The 18023-nt window shown below is 40.4% G+C and carries 7 protein-coding genes and 1 pseudogene; 5 read left to right on the forward strand and 3 right to left on the reverse strand.

Translation table 11 applies throughout. From position 1 onward, the window contains the following. The 3 genes and pseudogenes from CDG79_RS33035 to CDG79_RS41625 all read left to right on the forward strand — a co-directional run. The coding region (locus tag CDG79_RS33035; protein ID WP_094345895.1) for a non-ribosomal peptide synthetase at positions 1-4725 on the forward strand (4725 nt) is incomplete at its 5' end. Continuing rightward, a complete protein-coding gene (locus CDG79_RS33040) occupies positions 4722-8624 on the forward strand; it encodes a non-ribosomal peptide synthetase (RefSeq protein ID WP_094345896.1) in 3903 nt (1300 codons plus the stop codon). The genes CDG79_RS33035 and CDG79_RS33040, both read left to right, overlap by 4 nt. Positions 8625-8781: 157 nt before the next feature. Next, positions 8782-8922 (forward strand): annotated as a pseudogene (locus CDG79_RS41625) (IS630 family transposase); the annotation flags it as partial. 48 nt (positions 8923-8970) lie between these two features. Here CDG79_RS41625 and CDG79_RS33045 read toward each other — a convergent pair. After that, positions 8971-11733: an NACHT and WD repeat domain-containing protein gene (locus CDG79_RS33045; RefSeq protein WP_094345897.1), complete on the reverse strand. Its 2763-nt coding sequence runs from the start codon at positions 11731-11733 to the stop codon at positions 8971-8973. 244 nt (positions 11734-11977) lie between these two features. Between CDG79_RS33045 and CDG79_RS33050 the strand changes: the two genes are divergently transcribed. Next, complete coding sequence (locus CDG79_RS33050; protein ID WP_223278479.1) at positions 11978-13876, forward strand: ArsA family ATPase; 1899 nt, start codon at positions 11978-11980, stop codon at positions 13874-13876. 45 nt (positions 13877-13921) lie between these two features. Further along, the gene (locus tag CDG79_RS33055; protein ID WP_094345899.1) at positions 13922-14206 is read left to right on the forward strand and encodes a hypothetical protein; all 285 of its coding nucleotides are present in this window, start codon (positions 13922-13924) and stop codon (positions 14204-14206) included. An 81-nt stretch (positions 14207-14287) separates the two neighbouring features. Here the strand turns inward: CDG79_RS33055 and CDG79_RS33060 are convergent, their stop codons facing one another. Together CDG79_RS33060 and CDG79_RS33065 are read right to left on the reverse strand one after the other, a co-directional pair. Then, complete coding sequence (locus tag CDG79_RS33060; RefSeq protein WP_094345900.1) at positions 14288-16522, reverse strand: chemotaxis protein CheW; 2235 nt, start codon at positions 16520-16522, stop codon at positions 14288-14290. Between the two features lie 36 nt (positions 16523-16558). After that, on the reverse strand, positions 16559-17830 hold the full coding sequence (locus tag CDG79_RS33065) for a GAF domain-containing protein (RefSeq protein ID WP_094345901.1): 1272 nt from the start codon (positions 17828-17830) through the stop codon (positions 16559-16561). Positions 17831-18023: the final 193 nt, after the last annotated feature.

Here is an 18023-nt window from a genome sequence, read left to right on the forward strand (position 1 = left end):
CTCTCGGATGCGGCGGTGTCAATATTGCTCACCCAGCAATCCTTAGTAGATTCTTTAGCAGAAAATCAAGCCGAGATGCTGTGTTTAGATAGTGATAGGCAGATAATTGCTCACTATAGCCAGCAAAATCCCGTCAGCCAGGTGACATCAGAAAATTTGGCTTATGTCATTTATACCTCTGGCTCAACAGGTATGCCAAAGGGAGTGATGAATCTTCATCGGGGTATTTGCAATAATTTATTGCAGACGATTGATGTTTACCAACTGACGACAGACGATGCCAACAGTGAGCAGAACCAACGCATCCTGCAGATAGCTCCTTTTAATTTTGATGCTTCAGTCTTGGAAATTTTCTCGACTTTAACATCTGGAGCGACTCTAGTAGTGGCTAAACCTGAAGGTCATAAAGATATTGCTTATTTAATTAATTTGATATCCGAGCAAAAAATTACCCAAATATTTTTTGTTCCTTCCATGTTGCGAGTTTTTCTGCAACAACTAAATGTAGAAAATTGCCGTTGTTTAAAACGAGTATTTTGTGGTGCAGAAGCACTCTCCTACGATCTGACTCAACGATTTTTTGAGCGATTGAACTGTGAATTACATAATATTTACGGTCCGACGGAAGCATCTATTAACGCCACCTTCTGGCAGTGTACACCACAGTCTAATTATCAAGTAATTCCCATTGGTCGCCCCATTGCTAATACCCAAATTTATATCCTCGATTCTCAGCTACAACCACTTCCTATTGGCATTCCTGGAGAACTGCATATTGGGGGTGTTCCTTTAGCTAGAGGTTATCTCAACCAACCAGAATTAACTGCCCAAAAATTTATTGACAATCCCTTTGGTAATGGCAAATTGTATAAAACAGGGGATTTAGCTCGTTATTTACCAGATGGGAATATTCAATATCTTGGTCGCATTGATAATCAAGTCAAGCTGAGAGGCTTACGTATTGAGTTAGGCGAAATAGAATCCATTTTAGATACTCATCCCCAAATAGCACAAACAGTCGTCATCTTGCGAGAAGATACTACTGAAAATCAACGAGTGGTAGCTTATCTGGTGAGAGAAGACCAGTCATTAACTCCTGGCAAACTACGCCGTTTTCTACAGCAGAAACTGCCAGCTTACATGATACCTTCAGCTTTTGTAATGCTGTCAGAACTGCCATTAAATCCTAATGGTAAGATAGACTATAAAAAATTACCAAAAATCGATGAAGCATCCATAATAGAATCACCCTATTTAGCCCCACGGAATGAAACAGAAAGCATACTAGTCAACATTTGGCAACAAGTTCTCAAGGTCTCGAACATAGGAGTCAATGATAACTTCCTTGATTTGGGAGGACACAGCCTAAAAGCAATTTCTCTAGTCAGCCAAATTCAAGAAAAGCTAGGTCTTTCCTTTCAACTCAAACAAGTATTCTTGCACCCTACAATTGCAGAACAGGCAGAATTATTAATCGCTTGTGCGCCTATTGATGTCCCGATAATTCCCCGTCTAGCTGAACAAGAAACATATCAAACATCTCATGCACAAAGACGCTTCTTTGTACTGCAACAGATGGATTTAAGCAATACGGCTTATCAGATTGTTTCTACAATCAAACTAGAAGGAGTTTTTGAGCCTAGTGCTTTTGAAAAAGCGATGCAAGTTTTAATTAATCGCCATGAATCTCTACGAACATCCTTTGTATTAGTCAACGGCGAACCGATGCAAAAGATACTTAAAGATGATCGTTTCCATGTCGAATTTCAAGATTGGATTAATGAACCTAATGCTGAAAGCCGCATCCTAGAAATTATTCAACAACAGAGAGAACCTTTCAATTTAGAAAATAGCTCTCTGTTACGGGCTAATATTTATAAATTGTCAGATCAGCAATATATTTTGTTCATGGAAATCCATCATATTATTTGTGATGGCTGGTCGATGGATTTATTAGCTAAAGAATGCTTAAAATATTACAATTATTTTATCAAAGGCTTACAACCAAATCCAGATAAATTGCCTATACAATACAAAGATTATGCAGCTTGGCAAGCCAATATTTTGCGAAGTGAGGATAATAGAAAAAACTTAGATTACTGGCAGCAAAAACTGGATAATGGGCAAATACCCCGTGTTCACTTACCCACAGATTTTCAGCGACCTCCTATCAAGACTTTTAATGGTTCTCATTTAAGCTGGACATTCAAACCAGAAATTGTCTCTGGGTTGCGAATGATTTGCAGACAAACAGAAAGCACCTTATTTATAGGACTGGTAGCAGCAGTAAAAGTATTACTGTATCGCTACAGTGGTCAGCATGACATTTCTATTGGTACAGAAATTGCCACACGCAATCATCCGCAACTACAATCTTTAATCGGCTTATTTCTCAATACACTGGTTATCCGTAACGAACTAGACCCAAAACAAGGATATAAAAATTTACTTATAAAAATTCGTAAAACCGTCACCGAAGCATTTGAGCATTCTGATTATCCATTTGATATTTTGGTAGAAGAATTAGCAATTTCGAGAGAAATTAACCGCACACCATTGTTTGATATTTTAGTGCTACTGCAAAACTTTGGTCAAACTGCAATAGGAGATGAATTAAAAATAAAATACCTGGATTCACTAACGCCTACGAGCAAATTTGACCTATCTTTTGTGTTTATCGAGGATAACGACCAAATCAAATTGGATTTAATTTACAATACAGACCTATTCCAAGCAGATAGGATGCACAAATGTCTGAGTCATTTGGATAAATTGCTCACCGAGATGGTAGTCAATCCTATCGAGCCAATCTGTAATATTTCTCTTTTATCAGCAACAGAAACCTCTTTAATTGAAAGTTTTATCCAACCGATTCCTCGATTAGAAAAACGGACAGTCATTCATGACTTTAGCGACCAAGTAAAAGCCACACCTGACCAAACATCGATTGTTTTTTCTGGAGGAGAAATTAGCTATCTCGAATTAGATACATTAACTAACTCTTGGGCTAATATCTTCAAAGATTTAGGAACTCAAAAAGATAGTATTTGTGGCGTAATCCTGGAAGGAGATTACCGTCAGGTGGTAGCAATGCTAGCTGTATTCAAAGCTGGAGGAATTTATTTACCTCTGCGTTTGGACGAACCAGAAGAACGTTGCCAATGCATGATATTCAAAACATCCCCTACCATCATAGTCATAGCAGCAGAAAATTTAGATACTGTTAAACCCAGACTAGAAATATTACCAAAACCACCTCATATATTAGTAGTGACTGACAACAAAATTCAGCAATACTATCAGTGGTATGACAGAAATTATCAATGTTTTCCTGTAGTCGCCAGCAATCAGGAAAAAGTTCTCTTTCTCCCTGAAGCTGATGATTCTAACTATATTATGTTTACATCTGGCTCAACAGGTGAACCCAAAGCTATACTTGGTAGTCATGGTAGCTTGCGTCACTTTATTAATTGGGAAAAACTGGAATTTGGGATTAATCACAACTGTCGATGTCTGCAAATCGCACAAATTAACTTTGATGCTTATTTGAGGGAAACTCTCATCACCTTATGTTCTGGAGGAACTCTTTATATTCCCGATAGCACAGACCGCGAAGATTTAGAACGGTTGTTATTGCGCTTGGGAGAATGGCAGATTAACTTACTGCACACTGTACCTTCGGTGATGCGTCTGTTTTTAAAGATTGGTCGTAATTTCGCCAATTCTGGTCAATTACTAAAAAATTTGCAAGTTTTGGTTCTGGGAGGGGAAGCTTTATTCGTCAAAGAACTTTGTGAATGGCATAAAGTTTTTGGTCAACAAACAGAATTTGTGAATATTTATGGAGCCAGTGAAACGACTTTTGTCAAGCATTTTTACCGAATTACTGACCCGAATAAAATTACCTATGCCAGAGTTCCTGCGGGGAAAACATTGTCAGATGCTACATTTGTAATTATTGATGGTACTCGTCCTTGTGCTGTCGGAGAAGTTGGTGAAATCTTTGTCAAATCGCCTTATTTGACTAAAGGTTATTACCAAGATGAAAAATTGACTAATTTGGTTTTTGTGCCAAATCCTTTGAATAATGGTAGTGATTTAGTTTATCGTACAGGAGATTTGGGACGACTGCTACCGGATCTGAATTTGGAAGTAATAGGACGCAGTGATAACCAAATTAAATTGAATGGAGTACGGATTGAATTGGGAGAAATTGAAGATGCAATTTATGCTATTAATGGTGTAGAAAAAACGCTGGTACTTGCAGAGAAAAAAGCAGAATTGGTGACAGTTATTGCATATTATCAAGGAAATGACACTGTAAATCAAGAACAGATTAGAAGAAAAATCAAACAAGTGTTGCCAATTTATATGCAGCCAACTTTTTTGATGCGTTTAGAATCTTTTCCTTTGTTACCAAATGGAAAAATAAATCGTCTGGCACTGCCAAAACCAGAAGAAAATATTCCACAATCCACTAATCAACTTACTAGCTTCAGCGAACAAGAAGCACTATTAGCTTCAGTTTGGGGTGAACTATTGGAGGTAGAGGTGAGTGATATCCGGCAGTCATTCTTTGAACTAGGAGGGAATAGTTTAAAGGCGATGCGCTTAGTATCGCAGATCCGCAACCACTTTGGTATCTCGCTACGATTGCGAGAAATTTTTACTCATAATACTTTACAAGAACAAGCTGTTTTGATTCAATCGCGGCAGGAAAAATGATCGCATTACAACGATGGGACGCTATTAGTCTCGTACCACAACAGAAATATTATGAAGTATCCCATGCTCAAAGACGGATGTGGATTCTGCACCATATAGATGAATATTCAAGCGCTTACAATATTAGGCTGGCAATGAGAATAAATGGCGGCTTAGATATTTCGGCATTTGAAGAAGCTTTTCAACAGCTTGTTATTCGCCACGAAATTTTGCGAACTACTTTTACTAGTGTGGCAGGAAATATTCAGCAAATTGTTCATGAGGAAGTACCTAAAGAAAAACTACTAGTTGTTAGAGATTTAAGAGAACAAAATGATGCTGAATTAGTAGCTGATATTTTGATTCAAGAGTCAGAAAACTCGCGTTTTTATTTAGATAAATTGTCATTGATGCGCGTTTTATTAGTGCAGATTAAGTCCGATGAATTTTTGTTTTGTTTGACTATACATCATATTATTGGTGATGCGCGATCGCTCGATATCCTTTTTCAAGAATTTGTCACCTTATACTGTGCCTATACGCAACAAAAAACTGCCACCTTACCTCAACTACCATTGCAATATAAGGATTATGCTGCATGGCAAAATAAGTTGTTAGAAAGTGAGGAAGTAATAGAACAACATAATTATTGGTGCGATCGCTTTACCGGACAACTACCCACACTCAACTTACCAACTGACTTTCCTCGACCTAAATTTAAATCTTCTCAAGCAGCTTTATATACTTATCGTTTTAGTCATAGTCTGGGTGAACAATTATGCAGTTTGGCTACTAAGAATCATACAACTCTATTTATCACTCTGCTAACTTTATTTAAAATATTACTCTATCGTTATACCGAACAGCGTGATTTAGTAATTGGTATACCGATTTCTGGACGCAATCATCCAGACTTAGAAAACCAAGTGGGATTTTATGTTAATACTCTAGCTTTAAGAACTTTGCTCCCAGAAGAGGGAACTTTTAAACAAGCACTGACAGAAATTACCAACACTTGTCTTGATGCTTATGAATATGCTGATTATCCTTTTGATAAATTAGTATCTACCCTCGATTTAGAACGTGATTTATCACGAAATCCGTTATTTGATGTGATGTTTTCACTGCTCAGTAAAGAAAGCAAAACAGTGATGAAAATTCCTAAAGTAGAGCATCAAGAATACCCACTTGCACCACGAACGGCTCAGTTTGATTTGAGTTGGAGTTTCTTTGAAGATGCAAAGGATTTAAGATTGGTCATAGAATATGAACCAGATATTTTTCGAGAAGAGACGATCGCCAGAATGAGCGGTCATTTTTTACAAATAATTCATGAAGTAGTCAAAAATCCGCATTGCCAATTGTCACAAATTAATTTATTAACTCCTGAAGAACGTTATCAGTTACTAACAGAATGGAATAATACAGCCGTTTCATATCCCCAAGATAAATGCATTCATCAGTTATTTGAAGAACAAGTAAAACTTCACCCCGAAGCAGTAGCAGTAATATTTGAAGGTCAACAATTGACCTACCAACAGTTAAATGAACGAGCTAATCAGTTAGCTCACTATTTACAAAAAAAAGGGGTAGACCGAGAAGTATTAGTAGGAATATTTGTAGAACGTTCCCTGGAGATGATAGTAGGAGTATTAGGAATTTTAAAGGCAGGAGGAGCTTATTTACCTTTAGACCCTAGTTATCCAGCAGACCGTTTAGTTTACATGCTCTCGGATGCGGCGGTGTCAATATTGCTCACCCAGCAATCCTTAGTAGATTCTTTAGCAGAAAATCAAGCCGAGATGCTGTGTTTAGATAGTGATAGGCAGATAATTGCTCACTATAGCCAGCAAAATCCCGTCAGCCAGGTGACATCAGAAAATTTGGCTTATGTCATTTATACCTCTGGCTCAACAGGTATGCCAAAGGGAGTAATGAATCTTCATCGGGGTATTTGCAATAATTTATTACGGACAATTGATGCTTACCCACTCACCGCAGGCGACCGCATTTTGCAAATCACTCCTTTCGGTTTTGATGTTTCAGTCTGGGAAATATTCTGGCCTTTAATAGGTGGAGCTACTTTAGTAGTGGCTAAACCTGAAGGTCATAAAGATACTACTTACTTAATTAATTTAATTGCCCAGCAACAAGTTACCCAAATAAATTTTGTTCCCTCAATGTTGCGAGTTTTTCTGCAACAACTAAACTTAGAAAATTGCCATTGCTTGCAGCGAGTATTTTGTGGTGGAGAAGCACTATCTTATCAACTTACTCAAGAATTTTTTAATCGGTTGAATTGTGAATTGTACAATTTTTATGGACCAACGGAAACAGCAGTTGATGCTACTTCCTGGCAGTGTACACTACAGTCTAATTATCAGATAATTCCCATTGGTCGTCCCATTGCTAATACGCAAATTTATATCCTCAATTTTCAGCTACAACCAGTTCCCATTGGTATTCCTGGAGAATTGCATATTGGGGGTGTTCCTTTAGCTAGAGGTTATCTCAATCGACCAGAATTAACTGCCCAAAAATTCATTGACAATCCTTTTGGCAATGGTAAATTGTATAAAACAGGGGATTTAGCTCGTTATTTACCAGATGGAAATATTGAATATCTTGGTCGCATTGATAATCAAGTCAAGCTGCGAGGCTTACGTATTGAGTTAGGAGAAATAGAATCGGTTTTAGAGACTCATCCCCAAGTAGCACAAACAGTCGTCATCCTGCGAGAAGATACTGTTGAAAACCAACACTTGGTAGCTTATGTAGTGAGGAAAAACCAGTCATTAACACCTAGCAATTTGCGTCGTTTATTACAAGATAAATTGCCTAGTTACATGATACCTTCAGCTTTTGTGATGTTGTCAGATTTTCCATTAAATCCTAATGGCAAGATAGATCAGAATAAATTGCCAAAACCTGATGAAATATCCCTAGTAGAATCACCGTATTTAGCCCCACATAATCAAACAGAAAGCATCTTAGTCAAGATTTGGCATCAAGTTCTGCAAATATTAAGAATAGGAGTGAATGATAACTTTTTTGATCTAGGTGGTCATTCATTACAGGCGATGAATCTCATGGCGCTAATTTACCAAGAGCTTGAGATTGAAATCCCTTTATCGATGATTTATGAAAAACCTACTATAACGGAGTTGAGTGAGTATATCATTTACGCAAAAGAGATGAATATTCAACCAAAAGAACGTCCTTATGTAGTTTTCAATAAAGAGAAACAAAAAGTAGTTTTTATATTTCCACCAGCATTAGGTTTTGCCGCAGCTTATGCAAAGCTAGCTGATTATTTAAGAGATTATGCTATCTACACTTTTAGATATATTGCCAATAAAGCAACTTTAGAAAAATATGCAGAATTGATAGACGAACTAACACCAAATCAAGATATAAAATTGATGGGACACTCAGCAGGTGGTTTTTTAACAATGTTGATAGCTCAACAGTTAGAAAGGCGCGATCGCGTGGTTTCTGATGTGATTTTACTAGATACTTATCGAGGAGGTCGTGAAGCTACCCAAGCTGAGATGTCAGACATTAAAGAAGGTGTTGACGGTTTCTTATTAAATCCCAAACGTCAGGAATTGAGACGTTACTTTATGGATAATCAAAAGTTACGCGATCGCACCTACAATCAAGTTTGGGAATACTTTAATTTTCTCTGGAATTCAGACCTCAAAAATTTACAGATTAATGGGACTATTCATCTCGTGCGTGCTGAGGAAAACTATGATTTAGAAGATGACTGGACACAAGCTACAAAAAGGCAAAGAATCAATCATTATGCCTATGGCGCTCATCGTGAAATGATTGATCCCCCTTATCTCAATCAAAACGCCGCTATCATTAATGCCATTCTCAATCAAGAAAAGGGATCTGTTACGGGGTATGAGTAAGCTAATCGGCATTTAAACTGCATAATATAAATGCAGAGCCGATTGAAAATAACTATGCCACCCCCAGCCAAAAACTTTTTAACTTCGGAACAAGTTACTCTGTTGCAGCAAGCTCTTAAGGAGAGCGAACTACCGCACGTCAGGGAAAGAATTTTAAGAGTACATTGCTCATCGTCTATTCCATTCAGTAGATGAGTTGAAATCTTTACTCGATAAGCTATTGAATCAGGGTGAGTTAGTCATTAAGTGGTATCGAAAGATAAAAAATAAGGGGAATAGTGGCTATGTTGCAGTTTAAATACCGATTAGCTTATTTTTATCAGGTGCAAGATATGAGTAGGCCCAGTTATTGGTTCTCTGTGGGTACTGATTGCCAAGCAAGGCGATGTTTCCAGTGCGATGTGAAATTAAGTTGAACTACTTGGTTAAAGTCCTCCAAAGCTGCTGAAAAAGTTTTCTCTTTTAGCTTTGCTGCACCTTGGTTGTTCAACTGTTTAGGGCATTGTGGATTCCATACATATTTTTGACAAGTTTGGTGGGCAATTTCTATATCACTGCCATTTTCAGGATTTTGAAAGACGGGATGATAATGTAACCTGTTACAGCAAACTTGCAGCCATTCTTGCCACCCACATTGCCACAAGCGGACTGTTCCATCAAGACTACCACTGATAATCCACTTACCATCAGGGCTAAAAGCTGTGGAATTTACCCAATACTCATGCCCGCGCCAAGGTCTACCAATGGGGTTGCCCTGAATATCCCACAAGCGGATTGTCGAATCATTGCTAGCACTGACAATCCACTGACCATCAGGGCTAAAGACGACAGAATTTACTTCTTTTTCATGTCCGTGCCAAGGTTGACCAATGGGGTTGCCCTGAATATCCCACAAGCGGATCGTCGAATCATTGCTAGCACTGACAATCCACTGACCATCAGGGCTAAAGACGACAGAATTTACCCAATTCTCATATTTGCGCTGCGATCGCCCGATGACCCGATCTTGTAGTATTTGATGTAGCTCCCACAAACGCACAGTGCGATCGCCACCACTGACAATCAGCTTGCCATCGGGGCTAAAGGTTAGGGAATTAACCTCTCCTTCATGTCCACGCCAAGGTTGAGTGATGGGGTTGCCATTGATATTCCATAAGCGTATTGTGCGATCGCAGCTACCACTAATAATAAACTTGTCATCAGGGCTAAACGCTACAGAATTTATATGTCCTTCATGCCCGTGCCAAGGTTGACCGATGGGATTACCTTGGATGTCCCATAACCGCACTGTAGAATCACTGCTACCACTGACAATAAACTTGCTATCAGAGCTAAAGGCGACGCAAATAATTTTGGACTCATGTTTGTGCCAGGGTTGAGTGATGGTGTTACCTTGTAAATCCCACAAACATACCGTTCCGTTAAAACCAACACTGATAATGCCATCGCTATTTGGGCTAAAGGCGACGGAAATAACTCCTTCCTTATGTCCGCGCCAAGGTTGAGTAATGGCGTTACCTTGTAAATCCCACAAACACACTGTTCCGTCAAAACCAACACTGACAATGCGTACCCCGAAGGGGTTGGCGCAGCCATCGCCATTTGAGCTAAAAGCGACGGAAATAATTCCTTCCTCATGTCCCTGCCACGGTTGAGTAATGAGATTACCTTGTAGATCCCATAAACACAAAATTCCGTCAATACTGCCACTAACAATAAACTTGCCATCAGGACTAAAGGCTACACAATTCACCTCTTGCTCGTGCCCCAACAAAAATTGAGCAGTAGGATTGCCAATGATATTCCACAAGCACACCGTAGAATCGCTACTGCCACTAACAATAAACTTGCCATCAGGACTAAAGGCTACACAATTCACCTCTTGCTCGTGTCCGCGCAAGCTATTCGTCTCTGTGGGTGTGTTCATTGCTTCCTTTAAGCTTCCCAAAACAGGAGCTAGAAGGTGGTTTGGGTATTTCTCTAAATTCTCACCCATTGTTTGAATTGCCAGCACCAAACCCTCTAGCGGTTGAACAGGAAGTAAATTCAAAACCCTAGCGGATTGCTCGCGCAGTTTTAATTCAGTCAGTGCAAGGTTTAACTTTTGAATCTCTTGTTGCTTTTCTTTCAAATGGCAGTCGTGCCATCCAACACTAGCATTAATAAATCCATTAGATTGTTTGCTTAAATAACCAAACGTTTGCTCTTTTACTTCTTTATAAGTCTTTGTCTTCAGAACCCGGTTTGCAATATTTTCCCTTTCCCACAGCACATCTAAGATGTATGCCAGAAGTGGTAAATAATCATTTTGTTGGTGAAAATCATGAATAATTTGTTCAACTAATCCTTGTTCAAAGGTAACGCCATTTTTAGCAGCAGGTTCAGCGATCGCTAACTTTAATTCTCCATCGCTCATTCTAGTGAGTATACGACTATAGCGATCGTGAATCTTCGCAAGTTGGGGATACTCACTAAATCTATCCAGAAAATCAGACCGCATTGTTAAAACAATTTTGACAGAGATATCCTGTTGCTGGAACAGTTGAAAGAGACTAGCAACAAATTTATCGCGTTCCGGCTTCTGAGTTTTCGTAAACAGTTCTTCAAATTGGTCAATAAAAATCAGAACGTACTGATAATCTTGTTTGAGGAATGTGACAATTTGAATTAGCAAATCTTCTCTAATTTTTCGAGCAATATCAGCTATTTGCGATTTTTTACCATAAGTAGAAGCAAGACACTGATAAAGAGATTTAAAAGGATTTTCATCTGGGTGAAAACTTATATTAATTAATGAATTTTTCTGAGATCCTAAATAAGGAATTAAACCTGCCCGAATCAATGATGATTTGCCACTGTGTGATGCTCCTAAAAGCAAGAGTACATTATCTTTTTTTAAGCGATCGCCCAGATTAGCAATCCACTTCTCCCGACCAAAAAATTTGTCTTTATCTTTAATTTCAAAAGTTTTTAGTCTTAAGTAGGGAGAGTCTATTTTGAGTGGACGACAATGAATATCCTCAAAATTACTGTCAGAAAAAAAGTCGTATTCAGAAATACATTGGACATTACATCCAATATTTATATCGCCTTCAGAACTGTTAACCATCTTATCTCCTTACCTTTGGACATCTCTGGCTAAATCTTTACCTCAGTTATAGTACCTCGGCTAATCTTTGTAAGTACCTCAACAAAATTAATTACATATTCTCTTGTGAAGCTTTCCCTATCGCCGCCCTAGAAGTTTTGTAAATCCTATCCGTGAAAGATTAAGGTTTTAAATAGGTTTATTCAGCAAAATTACTTAAGTAACTTTCAAAAAAATGTAGTAACTTTATCCTAAAACACCGCAAATGACAAACGGGATGGAACTTTTTGATAACCTACACCTTGCTATGTTTAGCGGCAAAGGTGGAGTCGGAAAAACGACAATCTCCTGCACCTTTGCATGTCGTTGGGCGCATAAATTTGCCAATGAGCAAATTCTTTTAATCTCAACCGATCCGGCTCACTCTCTTGGAGATGTCTTACAAGTTAGCGTTGATGACATTCCTCGTCCCATAGCGGAACTACCCAATCTAGTAGTAAGGGCGTTGGATGCAAAGCGTCTGCTACAAGATTTTAAAGAACGTTATGGTCAGGTGTTAGAACTGTTAGTGGAGCGGGGTAGTTTTGTTGAAGGAGAAGACTTGCTTCCAGTTTGGGATTTAAATTGGCCTGGACTGGACGAGTTGATGGGCTTGTTAGAGATCCAACGCCTTTTTCAGGAGCAGCAGGTAGATCGAGTAGTAGTAGATATGGCTCCTAGCGGTCATACTCTCAACTTGTTTGGATTGATGGACTTTTTAGACACTTTCCTCGACTCTCTTGAACTGTTTCAAGAAAAGCATCGGTTTATTAGCAAGACCTTTGCTGGAAGTTACACACCCGATCGCGCTGACGAGTTTTTGCAAACCCTGAAAGCTGAACTGTCGCAAGGTCGCCGTCTGCTTCAAGATCCCACCCATACTGCTTGTTTGTTAGTTGCGATCGCCGAACCAATGAGTTGGTTGGAGTCAAAACGATTTCTAGAAGCCTTACAAACTATGCAGATTCCTTGCGGAGGGTTATTTGTCAACCAAGTCCTTGCCAGTGCGACTGACCCAGATCGTTACCAAGAACAACAACCGCTGATCGGTCAGTATACGGCTCTTGCTAACGGAAAGCCGATGTTTATTCTGCCACAGCAAGATGAGGAGCCTTTGGGAATTGTAGCCCTCAGCCATCTCATCAACCAAATCCATATTCCTCAGCTTGAACCACTATCTCCTATCCATCTACTCCCAATTCAATGGCCTAAAAAAATTCCTCCTAGCTTTGGAGATTTTCTCACCCAAGGTCGTCGCCTGTTACTAATTGGCGGTAAGGGTGGAGTAGGCAAGACCACAGTAGCAGCTGCCATTGGTTGGGCTATGGCTCAACAACATCCCCAGCGCAAAATTCGCATGGTTTCTATCGATCCAGCCCACTCCTTGGGTGATGCCTTTGGTTTGAGTTTAGGACACGAACCAGATCAAATAACTGCCAATCTTCGAGGTCAGGAAGTGGATGGCGATCGCATTGTCGATCAATTCAGAGCCGATTACCTATGGGAACTGGCCGAAATGATGAGTGGCGAAACCCAAACAAGCGAATCTATTGAAATGGCCTATGCTCCTGTTGCCTGGCGCAAAATTGTCGATCAAGCTTTACCAGGGATTGATGAAATCCTTTCCCTGTTAACAGTAATGGAATTGCTAGAGCAACAAGAAGAAGACTTGATTATTTTAGACACTGCTCCTACAGGTCATCTTCTGCGTTTTCTAGAAATGCCAACTGCACTAGCAGACTGGCTAGCTTGGATTTTCAAACTCTGGATCAAGTATCAGAATGTCCTTGGTCGTACAGAGTTTATGGGGCGTTTACGAACTTTGCGACAGCGCGTGGTCAAAGCCCAAAAAGTACTAAAAGACCCACAACAAGCAGAGTTCATTGGGGTTACACTTAACCAGGCTAGTGTACTTGCCGAACAACAACGCTTGTTCAAATCTATGCAAGAAATAGGTGTAAGTCAGAATTACCTTGTTCTCAACCGTTTTACTTCTACAGCAACCATTAATTGCGATGACTGCGAGACAAATTTTCCAGGTTTGACAATAGTTCGCTTACCAATGCTTCCTCGCTCAGTTCAGCCTTTAGAACGCATCCAAGCAGCAGCCACTTGTTTATTTTAACGGCTAATTAGACTAAATACTTTCATACCAAAAGAGAAATTTATTATGCATCGCACTCCAAACCGCAGACAAATTCAAGCCAAACTTAGCACCATGCCACCTCAACGTTCTCAAGCAACAGTTTACTTAAATGCTTACAAAATGATGTTAGAGAAGGAGCGTTTAGAGCAGGAACTAGAGAAACTCGAAGCACGCCGACATCAGATTCAGCAGCGTCTTGCTATTTTAAATAGTCAAACAATTCCTGAAGAGAACACGATCCATCAGCAAGCAAATACTGACTTGGAGGATAATACACCAAAATTCAAAACTTTAACATTGGAATACTAAGCCTCCAACAGGGAACAGGGAATTACTCGCCATCCCACATCCTCACCGTGCAACTGAAATCGTTTACTGCGCTGATTGAGTTCAAGTTAGAGATTTTGTGAGAAGATGACCATCCAAAACCAAGCTAAGTTGCCCATTGGCAAGAATGCTAGTTCCTTGGATATAAGTAGCAACTGGGATTGCTTCCCCCAGAGGATGGATCGCAGCGGATTGCTTGCCGATGATGCAATCTACTTCTAAAGCACATCGTTTGTCTAAGTAACTAAATACTAATAAAGGCTTATCCTGCTTGAAAGCATTTAGTGTATCTGTGCTGCAAGTAGTAACTGAGGTGGGAAGCTGGTTAGGACAAGTCAGCACATCAGTCAATAAGTGGATAGGGACGAGCATTTCTGTTGTTAGATCCTCACGATCGCAACCAAGCAAGCCACTGGATCTGCCAGAAGACTGCAAAAATAACATACGTCCCGCTTGAGTTTGGATGATTTGTTCGGACTGGGATAGACAAATCTGCTCTACAGAATCGGCAATAAATGCATAGACTCTGGAGTTAGCTTGACAGACGATAAGTTGAGCAATTTTTTGATCGAGGGGAATTTGGAGCGAGAAGGCTGTACCATATCCAGCTTTAGACTTCAATACTATTCTTCCCTGAATAGCTGTTAATTGCTTACAAACTTCAGTTAATTCTACTCCTAACTCTAAGGCAGCGCGATCGCATAAAACAGATGAAACCTCTGGTTCAATTACCAGTTCTTGTAAGATATCCCCTGGTTTTGTCAGGGTGAGTCCTTGGGCTAAAGCTTGTTGATAAATTTGAGATAAGTTAATTCCTGCGCCATCATCACAGCCATCAATAATCAGTTGATTTCCTTGCTGGTAAACTTGAATTTCAATAATACCGATGCTATTTTTACCTAGCTGTTGGCGTGTTTGGCGAGACTCAATACTTTGCTCTAGTAAATAGCAACTTATATGCAACAGGAGAGCATGGAGGCGATCGCTAAATGCCCGATTGACTTGGATATCGCTAATTTGTAAATGTAGTTTAGCAGACTTATCTTGTAGAGCTTGTAACTGAGACCAAAGCCGATGCAACGGTTCTAAGGCTACTTTTAAAGGAATAGTTGTAACTGTTTTGACTAAATTGGAAGAATGGTTAAGCAGCTTTTCCTGCTGTATAAGTTCTTGTTTGAGTTGATGATGATTGTTATTCAGCGAATCAACAGTTGATGCCACCTGAGACGCTTCAGCCAAAACAGATTGCAGAGTACTATATAATTGCTGAGAGCGAGAAGCGGCTAGAGGAGAAAGGGTATCTGAAATTGCTGCTAAACGTCCTGACCATTCCTGTAGATTATCCAGCAGGTGTTGTAATCGTTTAACTTGTCGGAGCAACCGCCCGATGGTATGTTGCTGTTGTTCTTCTTGACAGGCTTGCTGATTATATGTAGTTAATAATGTTGCAACTAGCACCCTTAGTTGTTCGAGATGCTTAATATTGATGGGTGTGCCGGTTGGAATACTTGTTGCAACAATGGTAGAAATGGATTCTTGCAAAGAGAGTGGATGGCGATCGCTAACAGATTTAACTAGGGATGTTTCAGTAGGCAGGGAGAAATCCCCCAACCAAGCATGAAAATCTCCTTCGTCATACTCCTTCGCGTTTGCTAGTTCCCCTACATTGATGGGAAGCTGCTCGGTATCTACGCGAACAAGGCTGCCAGACTGGGGGCTAGTTTCACCTATTAGTTCCCTGTCAAGACTTTCCTTGTCTTTAACGATAACTTGCTCCGCAGAAGATTCTACCTTGGCCAAGCGATCGCCAAATTGAATAACTGGTTGATATTCTTGCGGTTGCTCTATCGATGTCTCAAGGTTTGTTTCCTGGGGGATAACACTTTGTTGGCGATCGCCAAACTCTGCTTGTAGATGAGCAACAATGGCAGACATCCGCTCCAGAATTTCTACTTCGTCAATTTGCGAGGCTGTTAAAAATGCCATCAATAGCATTTGTAGGCAATCTAATCCTTCCGACAACAGGGAGGCGATCGGGGCGTTGACAGTTGCCCGATACTGATGTAAAAGCTGAAAAATCTCTTCTAGTGCAACCGCAACTATGGCAATGGCATCTAGCTCAGCTGCTATGGCAATCGAATGCAGAGAGCGAGCAGCTTCCATGAGAGCCAAAGCTGTACCAGGGTTACTGTCTTTTGTATAGTTAGGCAACTCCTGCTCCAAGAACAGTAACAGATCGATCGCTTCTTCTAGGAAGCGATCGTCGTTCTGCGGTTGGGGGACAAAATCGGTACTCATGAACAACTCTCAGTTTCTAGGGGGTTTGTGACAATTCTATGGCTTCGATATTGTTTGGAGGCTACAAGCAGCGATGTTGGCGATCGCTTTGAATTGCTCCTGGATTTGCGCGATTGACTCCAGCCCCGCACTGATTTGGCGATCGCACGGTTCGATAGCAGAAGCAACGTCTGTTGCTGCCACCTGGAGTTCTTGGAACCATTCCTCTATATTTAGGGTGCTGTCGCGGGCTTGACGGGCAAGAATTTCCACCTGTTCGGCAGCAGCTAGCAAACCTCGTTCCCGATCGCTAGCTTTTGTGGCTTCGATGGCTGTATTCAAGGACAAAACCTGAATTTTGGTACTCAAGCCTTCCACAAGGTGAATAAAGCCAGAAGCTTGCTGGCAAAATTCACCAAGGTATTGCAGCTGTTTATTAGTAATAGCGACAGTATCTTGAATAGACATTAAATGCTCGCCGGCAAGCTCGGCGATTCTTGCTCCTGCTTGTACGGACTGGCTCACCTGCTGAAATGGCACTAGTAACTCAGAGCGATCGCCAGATTTAGCCTTTTGAGGAGGCGATGACAGCTGTTGAGCAGGTGGAGCTACTATTTCAGCCCAACGCAAGTTAATTGTCAACATCATTCCTACTTGTTGTAGCAAACTGCGCTCTGCTTCCTGCCATTGTCGGGGTTGGAGGCAATGATGAATAACTAAAAAACCCCAAGGCTGTTGTTTGACAATCAAGGGTAAGCAGAGGCTAGCTTGCACCTGAAAGCGTTGCCAAAATTGCTGTTGGCGGGGAGTTAATTCTAATACTTCAGTGAGGTTGCCCTGCAAGTTTTGTCCGTCGCCAACATCGGGTTTATTAACAAACAAATTTATCGGTAGGGATTGGTTGAGCAGGGATGTCCTACCCGCTTGTATCGCTTCAGCGATCGCTCGACTGCGATTATCTTCCTCAAAACGATAAATCAAAACGCGATCGGCGTTGAGAACATCTCGCAGGGCGGTGACTGTAACCTCCAAAAGTGCAGTTTGACCTTTTGTCTGCTGCATTTGCCGATCGATGGCCGCAAGTTGTTCTCGCTGGAGTTGAAAAGCCCCTCGAACATTTTCATTATTGTCACTGGGCGAATCTTTAGCCAAAGCTTGGATAAAAGCTTCGATTTGATTCACCTTCTGCTGCAATTGAGCGACCTTTGGCCCCTTAGCAGATTGAAAGACTGCTTTGATTAAAGCCACATTAGCCAAAATTTCTTCTATCTGGATTTCATTTTCAACAGGCTGGGTTTCAGAATTAGGATCTAAAGTTGCGATCGTCACAGAAAACTCCTTGGCAGCGTGAAAAAAGCAGGGGAGCAGGGAGCAGGGGAGCAGGGGAGCAGGGGAGCAGGGGAGTAGAGGAGTAAAGGAGTAGATGGAGATGGAAAAAGAACCAATTAAAAATCATCAAGACTTGAAAGTTTATCAAATGGCATTTGATGCAGCCATGAAAATCTTTGAACTCTCTAAAAAG

Origin of the sequence: Nostoc sp. 'Peltigera membranacea cyanobiont' 232, assembly GCF_002245985.1 — a bacterium.
Lineage (GTDB): Bacteria > Cyanobacteriota > Cyanobacteriia > Cyanobacteriales > Nostocaceae > Nostoc.